We start from the raw sequence: 22,663 nt of genomic DNA, 5'->3' as shown, positions 1-22,663 counted from the left end.
GGTCTTAAACTCCTTTAATATAGTCGCTTAATACATTTGGCAGTTCTTCTTTTTTGTAGCCAAATTGAAGCATGCAAGAGACGAATTGTTGCAGTTGCTCCTCGGAAAGTTGTTTGCGGGACTGAACGATGAGGTCCAAATCCTCGGTGACAAATCGACCAGTTGTCCGCTTGCTGTACACAAATCCTTCACGTTCGAGATCAGACAAGGCGCGCTGAATGGTATTGGGATTAACCCCAGCCTCGCTCGCCAAATCTCTCACGGTAGGGAGCTGTTGGTTGGGCTCCAGTTCATGGGAAACAATCTGTAGTTTGATTTTTTCCATAATCTGTAAATAAATCGGTTTTGTATTATCAAATGACCAGGACATCATAGTCTCCTTTCTTTGTCTTTATTGTTCTAATTAAACAATACAATAAAACAAAAAACTTGTCAAGTAAAAATAAGAATTGTTTTGGGAATTGCTCAAAAAATGGTATAATGAAAAGAAAACGACAAGGAGGGAAATGCATGCGTTGTCCAAAATGTGGGGCTACCAAGTCTAGTGTTGTTGATAGTCGACAAGCCGAAGAAGGAAATACCATCCGTCGAAGACGTGAGTGCGACGAGTGTCAGCATCGTTTTACAACCTATGAACGAGTAGAAGAAAGAACGCTGGTTGTCGTCAAAAAAGACGGTACACGAGAGCAGTTTTCGAGAGATAAAATCTTTAATGGGATTATCCGCTCAGCCCAGAAACGCCCTGTTTCGAGTGATGAAATCAACATGGTGGTCAATCGTATCGAACAAAAACTCCGTAGTCGCAGTGAGAATGAGATTCAAAGTGAATATATTGGGTCTTTAGTCATGGAAGAATTGGCAGAGCTGGATGAGATTACTTATGTTCGTTTTGCCAGTGTTTATCGTAGCTTTAAGGATGTGAGTGAGTTGGAGAGCCTTCTCCAGCAGATCACCCAGTCCTCTAAAAAGAAAAAGGAAAAATAGATGAAACCAAATGACCGTTTTTCTTTTCTAAAGAATAATCGGGTGTCGCAAGATACCTCTTCTCTGGTGCAGTGCTACCTCCCGATTATCGGTCAGGAGGCGCTGAGCCTCTATCTATATGCCATTACCTTCTGGGATGGTGGACAAAAGGAACATCTCTTTTCCCATATCCTCAACCACTTAAACTTTGGCATGCCGACCTTGCTCCAATCCTTTAAAATTTTATCTGCTTTGGATTTGTTGACCCTTTATCAGAAGGGGGAGGTCTATGAATTGCAGCTTCATTCTCCCCTTTCCAGTCAGGATTTTTTAAGTCATTCTGTCTATAGTAGATTATTGGAGAAAAAGATTGGGGATACAGCTGTTTCTGCTATGAAGCAGACTCCAAGTGAGGGAGAAGCACTCCCTGTTTCTTTGAGCCAAGTCTTTCCAACCCTGACTGAAGAAGTGACACCAAGCGAGTCTAAAAGCAAGTTAAAAAACGATTTTGATTTGGAACATTTCCAGCGGCTGATGGCTCGAGATGGCTTGCGTTTTGAAGACGAGCAGGCAGATGTTTTGGAATTGTTTGCCATCGCAGATGAAAAAAAATGGACCTGGTTTGAAACCTATCAATTAGCCAAGGCGACAGCGCTGGCTCAGGTTATTTCAGTCAAACGCATGCGTGAAAAGCTTGCGCAAAAGCAGGTTCCTTCTGACTTTAGCCCCAAAGAAATGACCATTATCAGGGAAGCCAAAAATAAAACTCCCCTGCACTTTTTAGCGGAAATCAAGCAAACGCGTAAGGGGAACATCACCCAGAGCGAACGAGAACTCCTTCACCAGATGGCGTCTTTAGGCTTGTTGGATGAAGTCATCAATATCGTCTTGCTTCTAACCTTTAACAAGGTTGATTCGGCTAATGTTAATGAAAAATATGCCATGAAGGTCGCAAATGACTATGCTTATCAAAAAATTCGGACAGCAGAAGAAGCTGTGCTTCGGATTCGAGAGCGTCAGCAAAAAGGGCAAGAAGACCAGAAATCGAAAACTAGCTCGACTAAGACCAATGTTCCTAAGTGGAGTAATCCAGAATATAAAAATCAAACCAGCGAGGAGACTCGTCTGGAACTAGAACGTAAAAAACAAGAAATGTTAGCCCGATTAGAAGAAGGAGGAGACTAGATGGAAAGTGTTGGCGATGTTATCAAGCGTCAGACAAGTCGTTTTCAGTATCAGGACCTAGTCCAGCAGATTATGAAAGACCCAGATGTAGCGGCTTTTATCCAGAAAGAATCCCTCAGTCCAGAGGAGTTGAATCGTAGCATCTCCAAGTTCAACCAATATATCACAGAACGGGACAAGTTTCTTCGTGGGGATGCGGACTATATAGCGCGTGGCTACAAGCCCATCTTGGTTATGAATCACGGATATGCGGATGTGTCTTATGAAGAAACACCAGAACTAATCGCGGCAGAAAAAGAGGCTGCAATTAAGAATCGTCTTAAGTTGATCAATCTACCAGCCAGTCTCAAGAAAGCGAAATTGGCTCAGATTGACCTGGATGATCTAGGACGCTTGCCGATTTTTGAGAGACTCTATTCCTTTGTTGACCTTTACCCAAACATCCGAAAAGGCCTCTATCTTTACGGAGATTTTGGTGTTGGTAAGAGTTTTATGATGGCGGCCTTAGCTCACGACCTATCTGAAAAACGTGGGGCATCAACGACGATTCTCCACTATCCAAGCTTTGTCATTGATGTGAAAAATGCCATCGGTGAAGGATCTGTGAAGACCTTGGTGGATGACATCAAGTTAGCAGAAGTCTTGGTCTTGGATGATATTGGTGCAGAGCAGTCAACACCTTGGGTGCGTGATGAGATTCTCCAAGTTATTCTCCAGTATCGTATGCAGGAAGATTTGCCAACCTTCTTTACTTCCAACTTTAATTTCCAAGATTTGGAAAAACATTTTGCCAAAGGAAAGAATGGAAATGATGAGACTTGGGAAGCTAGACGGGTCATGGAAAGGATCCGCTATTTAGCAGAGGAGACAAGACTAGAAGGAGAAAATCGCCGATGACAGAAACCATTAAACTGATGAAAGCTCATACTTCAGTTCGTCGCTTTAAGGAGCAAGAAATTCCTCAAGCAGACTTGGAAGAGATTCTGACTGCTGGGCAAATGGCGTCATCTTGGAAAAATTTCCAATCCTATTCTGTGATTCTTGTGCGCAGTCAAGAGAAGAAAGATGCTCTTTATGAATTGGTTCCACAGGAAGCCATTCGCCAGTCAGCTGCATTCTTGCTCTTTGTTGGTGCCCTAAACCGTGCAGAAAAAGGAGCAAGCCTCCATACGGATACTTTCCAACCTCAAGGAGTGGAAGGTCTCCTCATCACCTCTGTGGATGCTGCGCTTGCTGGGCAAAATACTTTGCTTGCGGCTGAGAGTCTGGGATATGGTGGTGTGATTATCGGTTTGGTCCGTTACAAGTCGGAAGAAGTAGCAGAGCTTTTTAATTTGCCTGACTATACCTACCCCGTTTTTGGGATTGCACTCGGTGTGCCAAATCAACAACATGATGTCAAACCAAGACTGCCTTTGAACCAAGTGGTATTTGAAGAAGAATACCAAGAACAGCCAGTAGCAGCGATTTTGGACTATGACAAAGTACAGGCAGACTATGCTGGTGCGCGTGCGACAACCTCTTGGAGTCAGCGTTTGGCAGAGCAGTTTGGTCAAGCCGAACCTCGTTCAACTCGGAAGAATCTAGAACAGAAAAAGTTATTGTAGAAAGTGAGAAAACATGGCCTTACCAACTATTGCCATTGTGGGACGTCCCAATGTTGGGAAATCAACCCTATTTAATCGGATCGCTGGTGAGCGGATCTCAATCGTAGAAGATGTCGAGGGTGTGACACGTGACCGTATCTATGCAACGGGTGAGTGGCTCAATCGTTCCTTTAGTATGATTGATACGGGAGGGATTGACGATGTCGATGCTCCCTTCATGGAACAAATCAAGCACCAGGCAGAAATCGCTATGGAAGAAGCGGATGTCATCGTTTTTGTGGTGTCTGGTAAAGAAGGGATTACAGATGCGGACGAGTACGTAGCTCGCAAACTCTATAAAACCCATAAACCTGTTATCCTTGCCGTTAACAAGGTTGACAACCCAGAAATGCGAAATGATATTTTTGATTTCTATGCGCTAGGATTGGGCGAACCGCTGCCAATTTCGTCTGTCCACGGTATCGGTACGGGTGATGTGCTGGATGCCATTGTGGAAAATCTACCACACGAAGTTGAAGAAGAAAATCCAGACGTGATTAAATTTAGCTTGATTGGCCGTCCCAACGTTGGAAAATCAAGTTTGATTAACGCTATTTTGGGTGAAGACCGTGTGATTGCTAGTCCAGTAGCTGGAACAACGCGCGATGCCATTGATACCCATTTTACAGATGCTGATGGACAAGAGTTTACTATGATTGATACAGCTGGTATGCGGAAGTCTGGTAAAGTCTACGAAAATACAGAAAAATACTCTGTCATGCGTGCCATGCGTGCCATTGACCGTTCCGATGTGGTCTTGATGGTCCTCAATGCAGAAGAAGGTATTCGTGAGTACGACAAGCGTATCGCAGGTTTCGCCCACGAAGCGGGTAAAGGAATGATCATCGTGGTTAACAAGTGGGATACTCTTGAGAAAGACAACCATACCATGAAGAACTGGGAAGAAGACATCCGTGAGCAGTTCCAATACCTGCCTTATGCACCGATTGTCTTTGTATCCGCTCTTACCAAGCAACGTCTCCATAAACTGCCTGAGATGATCAAGCAAATCAGTGAAAGCCAAAACACCCGTATCCCATCAGCTGTCTTGAACGATGTCATTATGGATGCCATTGCCATCAATCCAACACCGACAGACAAAGGGAAACGCCTCAAGATTTTCTACGCAACCCAAGTGGCAACCAAGCCACCAACCTTTGTCATCTTTGTCAATGAAGAAGAACTCATGCACTTCTCTTACTTGCGTTTCTTGGAAAATCAAATCCGCAAGGCCTTTGTCTTTGAGGGAACACCGATTCACTTGATCGCGAGAAAACGAAAGTAAATCTTGCTTGTTTTTCTACAAAAATAAACTGAAAGAAGACTTCATAGTCTTCTTTTTTTCTATCTAAGAGGGGAGAAAAGAACCTATCAAATTGGAGGAGAATCTGTCATCAAATTTCAATCATTTTCCTAGCTTTTGTAATCTATTTGTAATGAAAATGCACTTTCTTTGTAAAAATCAAAATGCTATAATTCCTTAAATCAATTTTCCTTTATCAGGGAGGTTATTATGAAAAAAAGCAGATTATTTAAACATAGTTTGTTGGTTCGCTTGCTTGGGTTGCTGATGGTCTTTCTCTTCTTGTCAGCATTCACAGCACCTGAAAAACCTGAGTACGGGATTTATGACCCGGATCATTATTTAACGGATGAGACTATAAGTCAGATTCGGGAATTGAATAATGTCAATAGTAAAAAATCAGAAAAATTCCAGATGGGTGTTTACGTTGTGAAAAGCCTAGATGGAGAAACAATCGAGACTGTAGCCAATGAAACAGCTAGAGCTTGGAAGATTGGCTACTCGGGAGACAATCACGGTGTCTTGATTGTGGTAGCAGTCCAAGATAGAAAATCACGGATTGAAACCAGTAATAATGTGGCCAGTAAAATCACAGACTATCAGACTCACAGGTTCTTGACAACGGCACGCCCTTACTTTAAAAATGGTGACTATAACAAGGGTGTTCTCTCAATAGTCAATAATCTCAACTACATGTTCTATAGTGGATCGAGTACAAGTGCTTCAAGTTCTAAAAGTAGCTACGGCTATACTACCAACTCTAGTCGCTTAAGGGAACTTGAAAGGTATGCTGGTGAGAGCAGTTCTTCGAGACGGCATCGAAAAAGCAGTTCGAGTGACGGAGTTATCGGATTTGGAATTCTCATTTACTTCATCGTGATGATTATCGGATTTATATCTGGAGGTCGTGGTAGCGGTTCACATGGTGATGATTCTGGCAGTGGCTGGTGGGGCGGTGACTCATCAGACTCAGGTTCCTCTTGGTCTGATTCGGGCTCCGACTCATCTGGAGGCTGGGACGGCGGTGGCTTTGATGGCGGTGGTTCTTCTGATGACTGGTGAGTGATCATATATTGCACAAACCGATTTCTCCATACAGTAAGGTGACTCCTTTGCAAGAGTTCACTCCTTAATTAAAAATAAAAACAAAGTTTGGGAAATTGATTTAAAATCTGAGTATTTTCTCAGAAAAGTTGATAAAAGAAAGTGTTAAGGTTTTGATATGAAACAAAATAAAGTAATTCTCTCAATAGTGGCGATTTTCTTTGGACTACTAATTCTGGGAAGTTGTTCCGCAGTGACGACCTATAATGGTCTGGTTGGTGAACAGACTAAGGTGGAGCAGGCTCAGGCCGATGTCTCGACAGCCCTCCAACGTCGTTCGGACTTGATTGGTAACTTGGTGGAGTCCGTTAAAGGACAAATGAATCATGAAACCGAAGTCTTTACCAAGATTGCGGATGCTAGAGCTAAAATCGGTAGTAGCTCAGTGACATCGGAAGAAAACCAAAAGGCTCAGGGCGAATTGAGCTCCGCTCTTTCCCGCTTGATTTCCTTGACGGAGAATTATCCAGAACTCAAGAGCAATCAAAATGTTGAGCAACTAATGGTCGAACTTTCAGGCAGTGAAAATCGTATCTTTGTAGCACGCAAGGATTATAATAAAGTCGCAGCCGAGTACAATCAAAAGTTGAGAAGTTTTCCAACTGTGCTTTTTGCGAATATGATGAACTTTAAAGAAGCTGAAACCTTTAAAGAAACAGAAGAAGCCAAGACAGTTCCTAAGGTCGATTTTGGAACATCTTCATCAAGTCAATAAAGTGGATCAGCCTATGAATAAAGGAATTTCTCTAGTATGACTAGTGATTTCAAACTCAAACCTGGAAAGTCTTTTCCAGGTTTTTTTGGTATAATAAAATAAAACGAAATCTTGGAGAAAGCCATGCTAGAAAGACTTTTTCAACTTTTGGTCTTGTCACCATACTTTTATTTTTTTCATTGGATTGAGAAGGCGGATAAAGATAGTAAATATTTCGCGTTTTTCTATTACTTTTACTGGATTTATCTCCCTTTGTGGGCTTTATTTAGTATCGCTTTTACAATTTTTTCATTTTTAATTTTCAATTTTGTCTTGAAAAATCCCATGGAACTAACAAGATGGGGGATATGGATTCTTTTAGTCTTTTTATCTCTTGTGAATGACTGGAAAGTCTATGTCTGCCTGAAGAGAATGTTCAAGCTGAGACAGATCAATAACAGAGACTCATCACAGAATAGCTAATTTTTAGAGGAGGTTTAAGATGTCAAAGGTAAGGCAGTTTATGTATAGCTATTACAAAATCTACATTCTTACGGTTTGCATCCTCTGGTTGCTCGTATTTTTTCTTCCTTGGAGTTGGCAAATAGCAGGAGTTTCAATTTATTATTTCGTTATGAAAAAAATCTTCGTGGTCTTTGGTGTCTTATCCATTCTATATTCCATACTGATTAAAAAAATCAGTCTTCTCATCTTTGGCATCATCTTTTGCTTGGTCTTCTGGATCAATCTCTTTTTGTACTTTGGCTTATTACCAACATTTTTGGGAAATTAAACATTAAAAATTGGTGGACTAGACGAGCTTCTAGTCCTTTTTACTTTCTTGACAAAATAGTTTGAGAAGTGAAAATGATTTTGTTGACGAGCTATCTGTATGATATAATAAGTTCCGTAAACAGAAGATTAAGGAATTTAAAAATGGCGAAAAAAGTAAAGGACTATTATGACTTGGCTTATGCTAGGGATTTGAGACGACGGTTGCAAGAAGCGTCCCCTGCTTTTGATGGACAAAAGTTTAGTTTGTTGTTAGAAAAAGACTTGGAAAATTTGGAGTTTAGCCAGCGTCAAGAACTCTTGGCTAAAAGTATCAAAGATTGCCTTCCCCTATCTTATCAGGACTCTCTCAAGGTTTTTGAGAAAATCTTAGGTCCTGAGTTAGAGGGTGGTTTAGGCATGTTTTCAGAAGGTTATTGGCTTTGGCCAATCGGCAAATATGTAGAGCTATATGGAGACAAGGAATTTGAATTGAGCGCGGCCTTTAGTAAGGAACTAACCAAGCGATTTACTGGAGAATTTTCTATGAGGCCCTTGCTGGCTCGCTATCCTAAGGATACAATGACTTTGCTGTTAGAATGGAGTCAGGATGAAAATTTGCGCGTTCGTAGACTTGCCAGCGAATGTATGCGTATCCGTCTGCCTTGGGCTAAGAAACAAACCGTGGTATTGGATTATTTTGAGGATTTCACCACTATTCTGACCAATCTAAAAGATGATAGAGATAAGTCTATTCAAAAAAGTGTAGCCAATAATCTAAATGATTTGTATAAGGAAGATCCTGATAAGTTTGAAAGGATTCTTCAAACTTGGCAAAAGGAGGAGCTAAGTCCAAGTTGTGCTTGGATCATCAAGCATGCATCTCGAACAAAAAACAAAAAGGTAGCCGCAGAAGATTTATGCAAAAAAAGCTGAATTTTGGCTGGCCTTTTCCGTTGTAAATTAAGGATTCTTTCTTGAAAAATAATGGTAAATATGCTAAAATTAAAAGAACATTCTAAAATATTCAGAATAAAAAGTAAGGAAAATCATGGCTAATATTTTAAAAACGATTATTGAAAATGATAAAGGAGAACTTCGTCGTCTGGAAAAGATGGCTGATAAGGTTCTTAACTATGAGAGCCAAATGGCTGCAATGTCAGACGAAGAACTAAAAGCGAAAACTGACGAATTTAAAGAGCGATACAATAAGGGTGAATCACTTGATTCATTGCTATATGAGGCTTTTGCGGTAGTACGTGAAGCAGCAAAACGTGTCCTCGGGCTTTTCCCTTATAAGGTTCAGGTAATGGGGGGAATCGTTCTTCACCATGGTGACGTTCCAGAGATGCGTACGGGTGAAGGGAAGACCTTGACAGCGACTATGCCAGTGTACCTCAATGCCCTTGCAGGTAAAGGGGTTCACGTAGTTACAGTCAACGAATACCTAACAGAACGTGACGCGACTGAAATGGGTGAATTGTACTCATGGCTCGGTTTGTCAGTAGGGATTAACTTGGCAGCCAAATCTCCAATGGAGAAAAAAGAGGCATACCTTTGCGATATTACCTACTCAACCAACTCAGAGATTGGTTTCGACTACCTTCGTGACAACATGGTCGTTCGTGCAGAAAACATGGTGCAACGTCCACTCAATTATGCCTTGGTCGATGAGGTTGACTCAATTTTGATCGACGAAGCTCGTACACCATTGATCGTTTCAGGTGCCAACGCAGTTGAAACAAGCCAACTCTACCATATGGCAGACCACTTCGTGAAATCCTTGGACAAAGACGACTATATCATTGACGTTCAGTCTAAGACGATCGGTTTGTCAGATTCTGGTATTGACAAGGCTGAAAGCTACTTCAAACTAGAAAATCTCTACGACATTGAAAATGTAGCTCTTACTCACTTTATCGACAATGCCCTCCGTGCCAACTATATCATGATTCTCGATATCGACTATGTGGTTAGTGAAGAGCAGGAAATCTTGATCGTTGACCAATTTACAGGTCGTACCATGGAAGGTCGTCGTTACTCTGATGGTTTGCACCAAGCGATTGAAGCAAAAGAAGGTGTGCCAATCCAAGATGAGACTAAGACTTCAGCTTCTATTACCTACCAAAACCTCTTCCGTATGTATAAGAAATTGGCAGGTATGACAGGTACTGGTAAAACAGAAGAAGAAGAATTCCGCGAAATTTACAACATTCGTGTTATCCCAATCCCAACTAACCGTCCAATTCAACGTATCGACCACTCAGACCTTCTCTATGCAAGTCTTGATGCGAAATTTAAGGCTGTAGTTGAAGATGTAAAAGCTCGTTACCAAAAAGGTCAGCCGGTCTTGGTAGGTACAGTTGCCGTTGAAACGAGTGATTTCCTTTCTAAGAAATTGGTAGTAGCAGGTGTTCCTCACGAAGTCTTGAATGCGAAGAACCACTACAGAGAAGCGCAAATTATCATGAACGCTGGTCAACGTGGCGCAGTTACCATCGCAACCAACATGGCCGGTCGTGGTACCGACATCAAGCTTGGTGAAGGGGTTCGTGAACTTGGAGGTCTTTGCGTAATTGGTACAGAGCGTCACGAAAGTCGCCGTATTGATAATCAGCTTCGTGGACGTTCAGGACGTCAAGGAGACCCAGGTGAGTCACAATTCTACTTGTCTCTTGAAGATGATTTGATGAAACGTTTCGGTTCTGAACGTTTGAAAGGTGTCTTTGAACGACTCAACATGTCTGACGAAGCCATCGAATCTCGCATGTTAACGCGTCAAGTTGAAGCAGCTCAAAAACGTGTCGAAGGAAACAACTACGATACTCGTAAACAAGTCCTTCAATACGATGATGTTATGCGTGAACAACGTGAGATTATCTATGCACAACGTTATGATGTCATTACTGCAGATCGTGACTTGGCACCAGAAATCCATGCTATGATTCGTCGTACCATTGGACGTATCGTGGATGCACATGCTCGTTCGAAAGAAGATGAAAAATTGGAAGCGATCTTGAACTTTGCTAAGTATAACTTGCTTCCAGAAGATTCAATTAGCCGTTCAGACCTTGCAGGTTTGTCAGACCAAGCTATCAAAGATGAACTATTCCAACGTGCCTTGAAAGTCTATGACAGCCAAGTTGCTAAGCTTCGTGACGAAGATGCAGTGAAAGAATTCCAAAAAGTCTTGATTCTACGTGTTGTAGACAACAAGTGGACAGACCATATCGATGCTCTTGATCAGTTGCGAAATGCTGTTGGTCTTCGTGGATATGCCCAAAACAACCCTGTTGTAGAATACCAAGCAGAAGGTTTCCGCATGTTTAACGACATGATTGGATCGATTGAATTCGATGTGACCCGCTTGATGATGAAAGCACAAATCCATGAACAAGAACGTCCGCAAACTGAACACAATATCAGTACAACTGCGACTCGTAATATCGCAGCGCAGCAGGCAAGCCTTCCAGAAGATTTGGACTTGAGCCAAATCGGACGAAACGACCAATGCCCATGTGGATCAGGTAAGAAATTCAAGAACTGTCATGGTAAGAGACAATAATATGAGATAAGATACAGGCGGATACCTGGTAAAAATCATTTTTTGCTTGGTGTCCGTTTGCTTTATAAGGAGATGAATCATGGTATTTAAAGCTAAAAGTCCTAAAATTAACATTGAAGAAGTTCGCGCCTTGTCTAAATTAGAGGGATCGGCTCTTGCGAGAAAAAATCAACGTGATCAGGAATTGGAAGCCATCATCCGTGGGGAAGACCAGCGTATTCTCTTGGTGATTGGACCATGTTCATCTGATAACGAAGAGGCGGTTCTCGAGTATGCTAAGCGCCTGTCTGCCTTGCAAGAAGAGGTCAAAGACCGTATTTTTATGGTCATGCGTGTCTATACGGCTAAACCTCGTACCAATGGGGATGGCTATAAGGGCTTGATTCATCAACCAAATGCGACAGAAGCACCTAGCTTGATTAATGGAATCAAGGCTGTTCGCCAGCTCCACTACCGCGTGATTACCGAGACGGGAATGACAACAGCGGATGAGATGCTTTATCCTGAAAATCTTCCGCTGGTGGATGATTTGATTTCTTATATGGCTGTTGGAGCTCGTTCTGTAGAGGATCAACAGCACCGTTTTGTAGCGAGTGGAGCAGATTTTTCAACAGGATTTAAAAATCCCACATCTGGAAATCTCAATGTTATGTTTAACGGGATTTACGCAGCGCAAAATAAACAGAGTTTCCTCTTCCTCGGTAAAGAGGTGGAAACAACAGGGAATCCATTGTCCCACGCCATTCTTCGCGGTGCCTTGAATGAATACGGGAAAAATATTCCTAACTACTACTATGACAATTTGATGGATACTATTGCCCAGTATGAAAAGATGGGCTTGGAAAATCCATTTATCATCATCGATACCAATCATGACAATTCAGGTAAGCAATATATGGATCAAATCCGTATCGTTCGTCAGACCTTGATCAACCGTGACTGGAATGAGAAGATCAAAAAATATGTTCGTGGTTTTATGATTGAGTCCTATCTAGAAGATGGACGTCAAAATGAACCAGAAGTTTTTGGTAAGTCCATTACAGATCCGTGTCTCGGATGGGACAACACAGAAGCACTTGTTCGCGAAATTTACCAAACGCTAGGAGAGTAAGATGGCATTTATCGAAAAAGGTCAAGAAATTGATATTGAAGCAATCAAGGCTGCGACCCAGTTGTCACCTGAAGCCTTGCGAAAGAAAGAAGCCCGCGATAGAGAGTTGGCAGCCATCATCTCGGGTGAGGACGACCGAATCCTTTTGGTGATGGGACCTTGCTCTTCAGACAATGAGGAAGCAGTGCTTGAATATGCTCGTCGCTTAGCAGACTTGCAGAAAAAAGTTGCAGATAAAATCTTTATCGTGATGCGTGTCTATACGGCTAAACCTCGTACTAATGGAGATGGCTATAAAGGCATGATTCATCAACCAAATACCAGCGAAGCGCCTAGTCTCATCAATGGTTTGCAGGCTGTTCGTCAGCTTCACTATCGTGTGATTACGGAGACGGGATTGACAACAGCTGATGAGATGCTTTATCCGTCAAATCTCGTTTTGGTTGATGACCTGGTCAGCTACCATGCTGTAGGGGCTCGTTCAGTGGAAGACCAAGAACACCGCTTTGTAGCGTCTGGTATTGATGCTCCGGTTGGGATGAAAAATCCAACATCTGGGAACCTTGGGGTCATGTTTAATGCCATCTATGCGGCTCAAAACAAGCAAACCTTCCTTTACCATGGCCAAGAAGTGGAAACTTCAGGAAATCCTTTGGCCCACGTTATCCTTCGTGGTGCCATGAACGAATATGGTAAAAATGAACCCAATTTCTACTATGAAACCCTCTTAAATGCCATCAATCGCTATGAGACTATGGGACTTGAAAATCCCTTCATTATCATCGATACCAATCATGACAATTCAGGCAAGCAGTATATGGAACAAGTTCGCATTGTTCGTCAAGCCTTGCTGAATCGTGACTGGAATGAAAAGATTAAAAAGACGGTTCGAGGCTTTATGATCGAATCTTACCTAGCAGATGGCCGTCAAAACCAACCAGAGGTCTTTGGTTGCTCCATAACTGACCCTTGTCTAGGTTGGGAAAATACAGTAGCCTTGGTAGAAGAAATTTATACTACCTTAACAAAATAAGTGAAAAGGATGGAGTTGGGGGATTCTCAGCTCCTTTTATGAGTATGATAGTTGGACACGGAATTGACATCGAAGAATTGGCTTCGATAGAAAACGCAGTTACACGACGTGAGGGCTTTGCTAAGCGCGTGCTGACCCCTAAAGAAATGGAGCGTTTTACCAGTCTCAAAGGGCGCAGACAGATCGAATACTTGGCTGGTCGCTGGTCGGCTAAGGAGGCCTTTTCCAAGGCTATGGGGACAGGAATTGGCAAACTGACCTTTCAGGATTTGGAAGTTTTGAACAATGAACGAGGCGCGCCTTATTTTAGTCAGGCACCATTTTCAGGAAAGATTTGGCTATCTATCAGCCATACAGATCAGTTTGTGACAGCCAGTGTCATTTTGGAGGAAAATCATGAAAGCTAGTCCACATAGACCAACCAAGGCTCTGATTCATCTGGGAGCTATTCGACAAAATATTCAGCAAATGGGGGCTCATATCCCTGAAGGAACGCTCAAGTGGGCAGTGATCAAGGCTAATGCCTATGGTCATGGGGCTGTTGCCGTTGCCAAGGCTATTCAAAATGATGTTGATGGATTTTGTGTTTCCAATATTGATGAAGCTATTGAACTTCGTCAGGCTGGCCTCAGCAAGAAAATCCTCATTCTAGGTGTATCTGAGTTAGAAGCTATTGGCCTAGCTAAAGAATACGACATCACTTTGACGATGGCTGGACTGGAGTGGATTCGAGCGTTGGTTGCCACTGGGGCTGATTTATCTGGCTTATCGGTTCACCTCAAGATTGACTCAGGAATGGGACGGATTGGTTTCCGAGATTCCAGTGAGGCAGAGCAGGCTCAAGCCTTGCTCCAACAACACGGTGCTCGTGTTGAGGGGATTTTTACCCACTTTGCTACTGCAGATGAAGAATCAGATGCCTATTTTAATACCCAGTTAGAACGATTTAAAGCTATTTTGGCAAGTATGAAGGAAGTCCCAGAGCTGGTTCATGCCAGCAACTCGGCAACGACCCTCTGGCATGCAGAGACTATTTTCAATGCAGTCCGTATGGGAGATGCCATGTATGGCCTGAATCCTAGTGGAGAGGTCTTGGACTTGCCCTATGATTTGACACCAGCCTTGAGTTTGGAGTCTGCCCTGGTTCATGTCAAGACAGTTCCAGCTGGAGCTTGCATGGGCTATGGAGCAACTTATCAGGCGGATAGCGAGCAAGTCATTGCGACGGTGCCAATCGGCTATGCGGATGGTTGGACACGAGATATGCAGAATTTCTCTGTCTTGGTAGATGGAGAAGCTTGCCCAATCGTCGGACGAGTATCTATGGACCAAATCACCATTCGTTTGCCTAAGGTTTACCCGCTAGGAACAAAAGTCACCTTAATTGGCTCCGATGGTGACCAGGAAATCACAGCAACTCAGGTAGCGACCTACCGTGGAACTATTAACTATGAGGTGGTTTGCCTCCTCAGCGACCGCATTCCGAGAGAATATTATTAAAAAGAAAGGAGTAGAGCATGAATTTACACCAACCCTTGCATGTCTTGCCTGGTGTGGGGCCAAAGTCAGCAGAGAAATACGCCAAACTAGGAATTGAAAACTTGCAAGACCTCTTGCTCTACTTTCCTTTCCGTTATGAAGATTTCAAGACCAAGCAGGTCCTAGAGCTGGAAGATGGGGAGAAGGCTGTTCTTTCTGGTCAGGTAGTGACTCCTGCTAGTGTCCAGTATTATGGTTTCAAGCGCAATCGCCTGCGTTTTAACCTCAAGCAGGGAGAAGTCGTTTTTGCGGTGAATTTCTTTAACCAGCCCTATCTGGCTGATAAGATAGAGTTGGGAGCAACCCTTGCTGTCTTTGGAAAATGGGACCGCGCCAAAGCCAGTCTGACTGGGATGAAGGTCCTAGCTCAGGTGGAAGATGACCTCCAACCTGTTTATCGTTTGGCTCAGGGAATCAGTCAGGCCAGTCTGGTTAAGGTCATTAAGACAGCCTTTGATCAGGGGTTGGACCTCTTGATAGAGGAAAATCTTCCCCAGTCTTTGCTGGATAAATACAAACTCATGTCCCGTTGCCAGGCTGTCCGTGCCATGCATTTTCCTAAGGATTTGGAAGAATACAAGCAGGCCCTTCGCCGTATCAAATTTGAGGAACTCTTTTATTTTCAAATGCAGTTGCAGTCACTCAAGTCTGAAAATAGAGTTCAGGGAAGCGGTCTGGTTCTGAATTGGTCTCAGGAAAAAGTGACAGCAGTTAAAGCAAGTCTTCCTTTTGCCCTGACCCAAGCTCAGGAAAAGAGTTTGCAGGAAATTTTAACTGATATGAAGTCCGACCACCACATGAATCGTCTCCTACAAGGGGATGTGGGGAGTGGAAAAACGGTAGTCGCTGGCTTGGCCATGTTTGCGGCAGTGACAGCAGGTTATCAGGCTGCCCTAATGGTACCAACAGAAATCCTCGCAGAGCAACACTTTGAGAGTTTACAGAACCTTTTTCCCAATTTGAAACTGGCTCTCTTGACAGGTTCCTTGAAAGCTGCAGAAAAGAGAGAGGTCTTGGAGACCATTGCCAAGGGTGAGGCTGATTTGATTGTCGGAACTCACGCTCTGATACAAGATGGGGTGGAGTATGCTCGTCTTGGTTTGATTATTATCGATGAGCAGCACCGTTTTGGTGTAGGGCAAAGGCGTATTTTACGGGAAAAAGGCGACAACCCAGATGTCCTCATGATGACGGCGACTCCTATTCCACGGACGCTGGCTATCACAGCATTTGGAGATATGGATGTGTCCATTATTGACCAGATGCCAGCAGGACGGAAGCCTATTGTGACACGCTGGATCAAGCATGAGCAACTACCTCAGGTTTTGACTTGGTTAGAGGGGGAAATCCAAAAAGGCTCTCAAGCCTATGTCATCTCTCCCTTGATTGAAGAATCAGAAGCTCTGGATCTGAAAAATGCTATTGCCTTATCAGAAGAGTTGACGGCTCATTTTGCAGGAAAGGCAGAGGTGGCTCTTCTACATGGTAAGATGAAGAGTGACGAAAAAGACCAGATTATGCAGGAGTTCAAAGAGAGAAAAACAGATATTCTGGTTTCGACAACGGTTATTGAGGTTGGAGTCAACGTTCCCAATGCGACCGTCATGATTATCATGGATGCTGACCGCTTCGGGCTCAGCCAGCTTCACCAGCTCAGAGGTCGTGTCGGTCGGGGAGACAAGCAGTCCTACGCTGTCCTTGTTGCTAATCCCAAGACGGATTCTGGGAAAGACCGCATGCGCATCATGACAGAAACCACCAATGGATTTGTCCTTGCGGAGGAAGATTTGAAAATGCGTGGTTCAGGTGAGATTTTTGGAACCAGACAGTCAGGACTCCCAGAGTTCCAAGTAGCTGATATTATCGAAGATTTTCCGATTTTAGAAGAAGCCAGAAAGGTTGCTAGCTACATTAGTTCTATCGAAGGTTGGCAAGAGGATCCAGAGTGGCGCATGATTGCTTTTCATCTGGAAAAGAAAGAACATTTAGATTAAGCTTTCTCTAAGGAAAACTTAAGCTAGTTTTTAGGTTTGGCCCTTATACTAGAGTCATCAAAAAGAAACGAGGACTCTCATATGACAGTAACGATTAAAGTAAATTACCAAACTACTTTCCAAAAGAAGGAAGCAAAAAACTAGTATAAACAGAAGAGAGAGCGAAATGCTCTTTTTTCGTTTCTAAAACTACTTTCAGTCAATAGGCTTGAAGGAAGAAAAGCTAAATTCACTTTCTATTTACCCTTCTTTCTTGCATTGATTACATAGATATGCTACAGTTGTGGTAGCGATTACAAAATAAAAGGAGCATGCTATGAAAAATCCAGCTTTGTTAGAAGAAATCAAGACTTATAGAGGAAGGGATGAGGTTCCAGAGGACTTTGATACTTTCTGGGATGAGGAAGTGAAAAAAGTTTCCACGCTTCCAGCCTACCAGTTGGAGGAAAGAGATTTTCACATCCCTCAAGTCAAGTGCTATGAGTTGACATTTGAAGGAACCAATGAAGGTAAGGTCTATGCACGTGTCGTCCTTCCAAAAAGTGAGGATAAAGTTCCAATGATTTTCCATTTCCATGGTTATATGGGACGGGGCTGGGACTGGGCTGACATGCTGGCCTTCACCGTAGCTGATTACGGTGTTATCTCCATGGATGTGCGGGGCCAGTCAGGTTATTCGCAAGACGGTTTGCGTTCTCCTCTAGGAAATACGGTTAAGGGGCATATCATCCGTGGTGCTGTGGAGGGTCGGGAGCACCTCTTTTATAAGGATGTTTATCTGGATATTTACCAGTTGATTGAAATTGTTGCCAGTCTGCCTCAGGTGGATGAGAAGCGCCTTTCTAGCTATGGTGCCTCACAAGGAGGAGCCTTAGCTCTGGTTGCGGCAGCCCTCAATCCTCGGATTCAGACAACAGTTGCCATTTATCCCTTCTTATCAGACTTTAGACGAGTCCTTGAGATTGGCAATACCAGTGAGGCCTATGACGAACTTTTCCGTTATTTCAAGTTCCACGACCCCTTCCATGAAACTGAGGAGGAGATCATGGCGACCCTTGCCTATATCGATGTCAAAAATCTTGCCCATCGTATCCAAGGTGAGGTTAAGATGATTACGGGCTTGGACGACAATGTTTGTTATCCCATTACCCAGTTTGCGATTTACAATCGTTTGACCTGCGATAAGGCTTATCGCATCATGCCTGAGTATGCCCACGAAGCCATGAATGTTTTTGTCAATGACCAGGTTTATAACTGGCTTTGTGGTAGTGAGATTCCTTTTAAATATCTAAAATAAGGAGTCGACTCTAAGCACAAAATCTTAAAAATCACAAACACGCATAGTATCAGGGGATTAAGAAAACTTGATACTATGCGTTTTATCATAGAAATATAGTAAAATGAAACAAGAACAGGACAAATCGATCAGGAGAGTCAAATCGATTTCTAACAATGTTTTAGAAGTAGATGTGTACTATTCTAGTTTCAATCTATTATATTTATAGAATTTTTTGTTGCTAGATTTGTCAAATTGCTTAAAATAATTTTTTTCAGAAAGCAAAAGCCGATACCTATCGAGTAGGGTAGTTCTTGCTATCGTCAGGCTTGTCTGTAGGTGTTAATACTTTTCAAAAATCTCTTCAAACCACGTCAGCTTCGCCTTGCCGTATATATGTTACTGACTTCGTCAGTTCTATCTGCCACCTCAAAACGGTGTTTTGAGCTGACTTTGTCAGTCTTATCTACAACCTCAAAACAGTGTTTTGAGCATCATGCGGCTAGCTTCTTAGTTTGCTCTTTGATTTTCATTGAGTATAAAAACAGATGAGTTTCTGTTTTCTTTTTATGGACTATAAATGTTCAGCTGAAACTACTTTCAAGGACATTATTATATAAAAGAATTTTTTGAAACTAAAATCTACTATATTACACTATATTGAAAGCGTTTTAAAAATGAGGTATAATAAATTTACTAACGCTTATAAAAAGTGATAGAATCTATCTTTATGTATATTTAAAGATAGATTGCTGTAAAAATAGTAGTAGCTATGCGAAATAACAGATAGAGAGAAGGGATTGAAGCTTAGAAAAGGGGAATAATATGATATTTAAGGCATTCAAGACAAAAAAGCAGAGAAAAAGACAAGTTGAACTACTTTTGACAGTTTTTTTCGACAGTTTTCTGATTGATTTATTTCTTCACTTATTTGGGATTGTCCCCTTTAAGCTGGATAAGATTCTGATTGTGAGCTTGATTATATTTCCCATTATTTCTACAAGTATTTATGCTTATGAAAAGCTATTTGAAAAAGTGTTCGATAAGGATTGAGCAGGAAGTATGGTGTAAATAGCATAAGCTGATGTCCATCATTTGCTTATAAAGAGATAGTTTAGTTTAATTGCAGCGGTGTCCTGGTAGATAAACTAGATTGGCAGGAGTCTGATTGGAGAAAGGAGAGGGGAAATTTGGCACCAATTTGAGATAGTTTGTTTAGTTCATTTTTGTCATTTAAATGAACTGTAGTAAAAGAAAATTAATAAAAGACAAACTAAGTGCATTTTCTGGAATAAATGTCTTATTTCAGAAATCGGGATATAGATATAGAGAGGATCAGTATGAATCGGAGTGTTCAAGAACGTAAGTGTCGTTATAGCATTAGGAAACTATCGGTAGGAGCGGTTTCTATGATTGTAGGAGCAGTGGTATTTGGAACGTCTCCTGTTTTAGCTCAAGAAGGGGCAAGTGAGCAACCTCTGGCAAATGAAACTCAACTTTCGGGGGAGAGCTCAACCCTAACTGATACAGAAAAGAGCCAGCCTTCTTCAGAGACTGAACTTTCTGGCAATAAGCAAGAACAAGAAAGGAAAGATAAGCAAGAAGAAAAAATTCCAAGAGATTACTATGCACGAGATTTGGAAAATGTCGAAACAGTGATAGAAAAAGAAGATGTTGAAACCAATGCTTCAAATGGTCAGAGAGTTGATTTATCAAGTGAACTAGATAAACTAAAGAAACTTGAAAACGCAACAGTTCACATGGAGTTTAAGCCAGATGCCAAGGCTCCAGCATTCTATAATCTCTTTTCTGTGTCAAGTGCTACTAAAAAAGATGAGTACTTCACTATGGCAGTTTACAATAATACTGCTACTCTAGAGGGGCGTGGTTCGGATGGGAAACAGTTTTACAATAATTACAACGATGCACCCTTAAAAGTTAAACCAGGTCAGTGGAATTCTGTGACTTTCACAGTTGAAAAACCGACAGCAGAATTGCCAAATGGTCGAGTTCGCCTCTACGTAAACGGGGTATTATCTCGAACAAGTCTGAAATCTGGCAATTTCATTAAAGATATGCCAGATGTAACGCATGTGCAAATCGGAGCAACCAAGCGTGCCAACAATACGGTTTGGGGGTCAAATCTACAGATTCGGAATCTCACTGTGTATAATCGTGCTTTAACACCAGAAGAGGTACAAAAACGTAGTCAACTTTTTAAACGCTCAGATTTAGAAAAAAAACTACCTGAAGGAGCGGTTTTAACAGAGAAAACGGACATATTCGAAAGCGGGCGTAACGGTAAACCAAATAAAGATGGAATCAAGAGTTATCGTATTCCAGCACTTCTCAAGACAGATAAAGGAACTTTGATCGCAGGTGCAGATGAACGCCGTCTCCATTCGAGTGACTGGGGTGATATCGGTATGGTCATCAGACGTAGTGAAGATAATGGAAAGACATGGGGAGATAAGGTGGTTATCTCCAATCTTCGAGATAATCCTGAAGCTAAAGATCCTGCTGCGCCATCGCCTCTAAATATTGATATGGTTTTGGTTCAAGACCCGACAACAAAGAGAATCTTCTCAATTTATGATATGTTCCCAGAAGGTCGAGCAGTTTTTGGAATGCCAAAAACACCTGAAAAAGCTTATGAAAAGATAGGGGATAAAACTTATCAAATCTTGTATAAACAAGGAGAGTCTGGTCATTATACTGTTCGTGAGAATGGAGAAGTGTATAATGCACAAAATCAAAAGACGGATTATCGTGTTGTAGTGAATCCAACAGAACCTGGCTATAGAGATAAAGGAAATCTTTACAAAGGTCAGGAATTGATTGGAAATATCTATTTTGCACACAGTACAAAAAATCCATTTAGAGTAGCCAATACGAGCTATCTATGGATGTCATATAGTGACGATGATGGTAAAACTTGGTCTGCACCGAGAGACATTACTCCAGGTCTTCGCAAGGATTGGATGAAGTTCCTAGGAACAGGTCCTGGAACAGGAATTGTACTTCGGAATGGGCCTCACAAGGGACGGATTTTGATACCGGTTTATACGACTAATAATGTATCTCACTTAAATGGCTCGCAATCTTCTCGTGTCATCTATTCAGATGATCATGGAAAAACTTGGCATGCTGGAGAAGCGGTCAACGATAACCGTCAGGTAGACGGTCAAAAGATCCACTCTTCTACGATGAACAATGAACGTGCGCAAAATACAGAATCAACGGTGGTACAACTAAACAATGGAGATGTTAAACTCTTTATGCGTGGTTTGACTGGAGATCTTCAGGTTGCTACAAGTAAAGACGGAGGAGTGACTTGGGAGAAGGATATCAAACGTTATCCACAGGTTAAAGATGTCTATGTTCAAATGTCTGCTATCCATACGATGCACGAAGGAAAAGAATACATCATCCTCAGTAATGCAGGTGGACCGAAACGTGAAAATGGGATGGTCCACTTGGCACGTGTCGAAGAAAATGGTGAGTTGACTTGGCTCAAACACAATCCAATTCAAAAAGGAGAGTTTGCCTATAATTCGCTCCAAGAATTAGGAAATGGGGAGTATGGTATCTTGTATGAACATACTGAAAAAGGACAAAATGCCTATACCCTATCATTTAGAAAATTTAATTGGGACTTTTTGAGCAAAGATCTGATTTCTCCTACCGAAGCGAAAGTGAAGCGAACTAGAGAGATGGGCAAAGGAGAGATGGGCAAAGGAGTTATTGGCTTGGAGTTCGACTCAGAAGTATTGGTCAACAAGGCTCCAACCCTTCAATTGGCAAATGGTAAAACAGCGACTTTCCTAACCCAGTATGATAGCAAGACCTTGTTGTTTGCAGTAGATAAGGAAGATATCGGACAGGAAATTATTGGTATAGCTAAAGGAAGCATCGAAAGTATGCATAATCTTCCTGTAAATCTAGCAGGTGCCAGAGTTCCTGGCGGAGTAAATGGTAGCAAAGCAGCGGTGCATGAAGTTCCAGAATTTACAGGGGGAGTTAATGGTACAGAGCCAGCTGTTCATGAAATCGCAGAGTATAAGGGATCTGATTCGCTTGTAACTCTTACTACAAAAGAAGATTATACTTACAAAGCTCCTCTTGCTCAGCAGGCACTTCCTGAAACAGGAAACAAGGAGAGTGACCTCCTAGCTTCACTAGGACTAACAGCTTTCTTCCTTGGTCTGTTTACGCTAGGGAAAAAGAGAGAACAATAAGAGAAGAATTCTAAACATTTGATTTTGTAAAAATAGAAGGAGATAGCAGGTTTTCAAGCCTGCTATCTTTTTTTGATGACATTCAGGCTGATACGAAATCATAAGAGGTCTGAAACTACTTTCAGAGTAGTCTGTTCTATAAAATATAGTAGATTGAAATAAGATGTGTGCTCTTTTTTCGTGCATAAAACAAACCCTTTAACATCAACGGTTTAAAGGGTTTTTATTTATTTTATCGAGA

General features: G+C 42.0%; 19 protein-coding genes. 18 read left to right on the top strand and 1 reads right to left on the bottom strand.

Annotated elements, in window-relative coordinates; translation table 11 throughout:
- Window positions 1-4 precede the first annotated feature (4 nt).
- Entirely contained in the window at window positions 5-370 is a 366-nt protein-coding gene (locus ACIY19_RS03110; RefSeq protein WP_084873418.1) for a GntR family transcriptional regulator, read from the bottom strand.
- A 140-nt stretch (window positions 371-510) separates the two neighbouring features.
- On the opposite strand from ACIY19_RS03110, the gene nrdR reads away from it, so the two are divergent.
- The 18 genes from nrdR (at window position 511) to ACIY19_RS03020 (ending at window position 22,422) form a co-directional block, all read left to right on the top strand.
- On the top strand, window positions 511-984 hold the full coding sequence (gene nrdR / locus ACIY19_RS03105) for a transcriptional regulator NrdR (protein ID WP_001203678.1): 474 nt from the start codon (window positions 511-513) through the stop codon (window positions 982-984).
- Complete coding sequence (locus tag ACIY19_RS03100) at window positions 985-2,148, top strand: DnaD domain protein (RefSeq protein WP_409002674.1); 1,164 nt, start codon at window positions 985-987, stop codon at window positions 2,146-2,148.
- A complete protein-coding gene (dnaI, locus tag ACIY19_RS03095) occupies window positions 2,149-3,045 on the top strand; it encodes a primosomal protein DnaI (protein ID WP_125328218.1) in 897 nt (298 codons plus the stop codon). It begins immediately after the preceding gene.
- On the top strand, window positions 3,042-3,755 hold the full coding sequence (locus ACIY19_RS03090) for an NADPH-dependent oxidoreductase (RefSeq protein ID WP_409002673.1): 714 nt from the start codon (window positions 3,042-3,044) through the stop codon (window positions 3,753-3,755). Before dnaI ends, ACIY19_RS03090 begins: the two co-directional genes overlap by 4 nt.
- Before the next feature lie 13 nt (window positions 3,756-3,768).
- Window positions 3,769-5,079: a ribosome biogenesis GTPase Der gene (gene der / locus ACIY19_RS03085; protein ID WP_009730455.1), complete on the top strand. Its 1,311-nt coding sequence runs from the start codon at window positions 3,769-3,771 to the stop codon at window positions 5,077-5,079.
- 228 nt (window positions 5,080-5,307) lie between these two features.
- Entirely contained in the window at window positions 5,308-6,159 is an 852-nt protein-coding gene (locus ACIY19_RS03080) for a YgcG family protein (RefSeq protein ID WP_095725858.1), read from the top strand.
- Between the two features lie 160 nt (window positions 6,160-6,319).
- Window positions 6,320-6,916 (top strand): LemA family protein, encoded by a 597-nt coding sequence (locus ACIY19_RS03075; protein WP_000812471.1) that lies wholly within the window; start codon window positions 6,320-6,322, stop codon window positions 6,914-6,916.
- Window positions 6,917-7,397: 481 nt separating this feature from the next.
- Window positions 7,398-7,688, top strand: a complete 291-nt coding sequence (locus ACIY19_RS03070; RefSeq protein ID WP_409002672.1) for a hypothetical protein — start codon at window positions 7,398-7,400, stop codon at window positions 7,686-7,688.
- A gap of 143 nt (window positions 7,689-7,831) precedes the next feature.
- Window positions 7,832-8,602, top strand: a complete 771-nt coding sequence (locus ACIY19_RS03065; protein WP_409002671.1) for a DNA alkylation repair protein — start codon at window positions 7,832-7,834, stop codon at window positions 8,600-8,602.
- A gap of 115 nt (window positions 8,603-8,717) precedes the next feature.
- Window positions 8,718-11,231: a preprotein translocase subunit SecA gene (gene secA / locus ACIY19_RS03060; protein WP_409002670.1), complete on the top strand. Its 2,514-nt coding sequence runs from the start codon at window positions 8,718-8,720 to the stop codon at window positions 11,229-11,231.
- Window positions 11,232-11,310: 79 nt separating this feature from the next.
- Window positions 11,311-12,342, top strand: coding sequence for a 3-deoxy-7-phosphoheptulonate synthase (locus tag ACIY19_RS03055; RefSeq protein ID WP_409002669.1), 1,032 nt, complete (start codon window positions 11,311-11,313; stop codon window positions 12,340-12,342).
- 1 nt (window position 12,343) lies between these two features.
- A complete protein-coding gene (locus ACIY19_RS03050; RefSeq protein WP_000864031.1) occupies window positions 12,344-13,375 on the top strand; it encodes a 3-deoxy-7-phosphoheptulonate synthase in 1,032 nt (343 codons plus the stop codon).
- Between the two features lie 44 nt (window positions 13,376-13,419).
- Complete coding sequence (acpS, locus tag ACIY19_RS03045) at window positions 13,420-13,782, top strand: holo-ACP synthase (protein ID WP_008278293.1); 363 nt, start codon at window positions 13,420-13,422, stop codon at window positions 13,780-13,782.
- On the top strand, window positions 13,772-14,875 hold the full coding sequence (gene alr, locus ACIY19_RS03040; protein WP_409002668.1) for an alanine racemase: 1,104 nt from the start codon (window positions 13,772-13,774) through the stop codon (window positions 14,873-14,875). The genes acpS and alr overlap by 11 nt, the downstream gene beginning before the upstream one ends.
- Before the next feature lie 17 nt (window positions 14,876-14,892).
- Window positions 14,893-16,908, top strand: a complete 2,016-nt coding sequence (gene recG / locus ACIY19_RS03035; protein WP_409002667.1) for an ATP-dependent DNA helicase RecG — start codon at window positions 14,893-14,895, stop codon at window positions 16,906-16,908.
- Between the two features lie 316 nt (window positions 16,909-17,224).
- A complete protein-coding gene (locus ACIY19_RS03030) occupies window positions 17,225-18,205 on the top strand; it encodes an acetylxylan esterase (protein ID WP_050201339.1) in 981 nt (326 codons plus the stop codon).
- Window positions 18,206-19,009: 804 nt separating this feature from the next.
- Window positions 19,010-19,237, top strand: a complete 228-nt coding sequence (locus ACIY19_RS03025) for a hypothetical protein (RefSeq protein WP_000576349.1) — start codon at window positions 19,010-19,012, stop codon at window positions 19,235-19,237.
- 287 nt (window positions 19,238-19,524) lie between these two features.
- Window positions 19,525-22,422 (top strand): SIALI-17 repeat-containing surface protein, encoded by a 2,898-nt coding sequence (locus ACIY19_RS03020; RefSeq protein WP_129558618.1) that lies wholly within the window; start codon window positions 19,525-19,527, stop codon window positions 22,420-22,422.
- The last annotated feature ends 241 nt before the right edge of the window (window positions 22,423-22,663 follow it).

This window comes from Streptococcus sp. ST14 (assembly GCF_046098195.1).
GTDB lineage: Bacteria > Bacillota > Bacilli > Lactobacillales > Streptococcaceae > Streptococcus.
Note: the sequence above shows the minus strand (reverse complement) of the source record. Positions and strands in the feature narration are given on the sequence as shown.

What these genes read in the sequence shown, in the direction of transcription:
- ACIY19_RS03050 (WP_000864031.1), top strand. Translation starts at nt 12,344, where the DNA reads ATGGCATTTATCGAAAAAGGTCAAGAAATTGATATTGAAGCAATCAAG.
- secA (WP_409002670.1), top strand. Translation starts at nt 8,718, where the DNA reads ATGGCTAATATTTTAAAAACGATTATTGAAAATGATAAAGGAGAACTT.
- alr (WP_409002668.1), top strand. Translation starts at nt 13,772, where the DNA reads ATGAAAGCTAGTCCACATAGACCAACCAAGGCTCTGATTCATCTGGGA.
- ACIY19_RS03080 (WP_095725858.1), top strand. Translation starts at nt 5,308, where the DNA reads ATGAAAAAAAGCAGATTATTTAAACATAGTTTGTTGGTTCGCTTGCTT.
- ACIY19_RS03020 (WP_129558618.1), top strand. Translation starts at nt 19,525, where the DNA reads ATGAATCGGAGTGTTCAAGAACGTAAGTGTCGTTATAGCATTAGGAAA.
- ACIY19_RS03090 (WP_409002673.1), top strand. Translation starts at nt 3,042, where the DNA reads ATGACAGAAACCATTAAACTGATGAAAGCTCATACTTCAGTTCGTCGC.
- ACIY19_RS03065 (WP_409002671.1), top strand. Translation starts at nt 7,832, where the DNA reads ATGGCGAAAAAAGTAAAGGACTATTATGACTTGGCTTATGCTAGGGAT.
- dnaI (WP_125328218.1), top strand. Translation starts at nt 2,149, where the DNA reads ATGGAAAGTGTTGGCGATGTTATCAAGCGTCAGACAAGTCGTTTTCAG.
- ACIY19_RS03110 (WP_084873418.1), bottom strand. Translation starts at nt 370, where the DNA reads ATGTCCTGGTCATTTGATAATACAAAACCGATTTATTTACAGATTATG.
- der (WP_009730455.1), top strand. Translation starts at nt 3,769, where the DNA reads ATGGCCTTACCAACTATTGCCATTGTGGGACGTCCCAATGTTGGGAAA.
- nrdR (WP_001203678.1), top strand. Translation starts at nt 511, where the DNA reads ATGCGTTGTCCAAAATGTGGGGCTACCAAGTCTAGTGTTGTTGATAGT.
- ACIY19_RS03025 (WP_000576349.1), top strand. Translation starts at nt 19,010, where the DNA reads ATGATATTTAAGGCATTCAAGACAAAAAAGCAGAGAAAAAGACAAGTT.
- ACIY19_RS03075 (WP_000812471.1), top strand. Translation starts at nt 6,320, where the DNA reads ATGAAACAAAATAAAGTAATTCTCTCAATAGTGGCGATTTTCTTTGGA.
- ACIY19_RS03070 (WP_409002672.1), top strand. Translation starts at nt 7,398, where the DNA reads ATGTCAAAGGTAAGGCAGTTTATGTATAGCTATTACAAAATCTACATT.
- recG (WP_409002667.1), top strand. Translation starts at nt 14,893, where the DNA reads ATGAATTTACACCAACCCTTGCATGTCTTGCCTGGTGTGGGGCCAAAG.
- acpS (WP_008278293.1), top strand. Translation starts at nt 13,420, where the DNA reads ATGATAGTTGGACACGGAATTGACATCGAAGAATTGGCTTCGATAGAA.
- ACIY19_RS03100 (WP_409002674.1), top strand. Translation starts at nt 985, where the DNA reads ATGAAACCAAATGACCGTTTTTCTTTTCTAAAGAATAATCGGGTGTCG.
- ACIY19_RS03030 (WP_050201339.1), top strand. Translation starts at nt 17,225, where the DNA reads ATGAAAAATCCAGCTTTGTTAGAAGAAATCAAGACTTATAGAGGAAGG.
- ACIY19_RS03055 (WP_409002669.1), top strand. Translation starts at nt 11,311, where the DNA reads ATGGTATTTAAAGCTAAAAGTCCTAAAATTAACATTGAAGAAGTTCGC.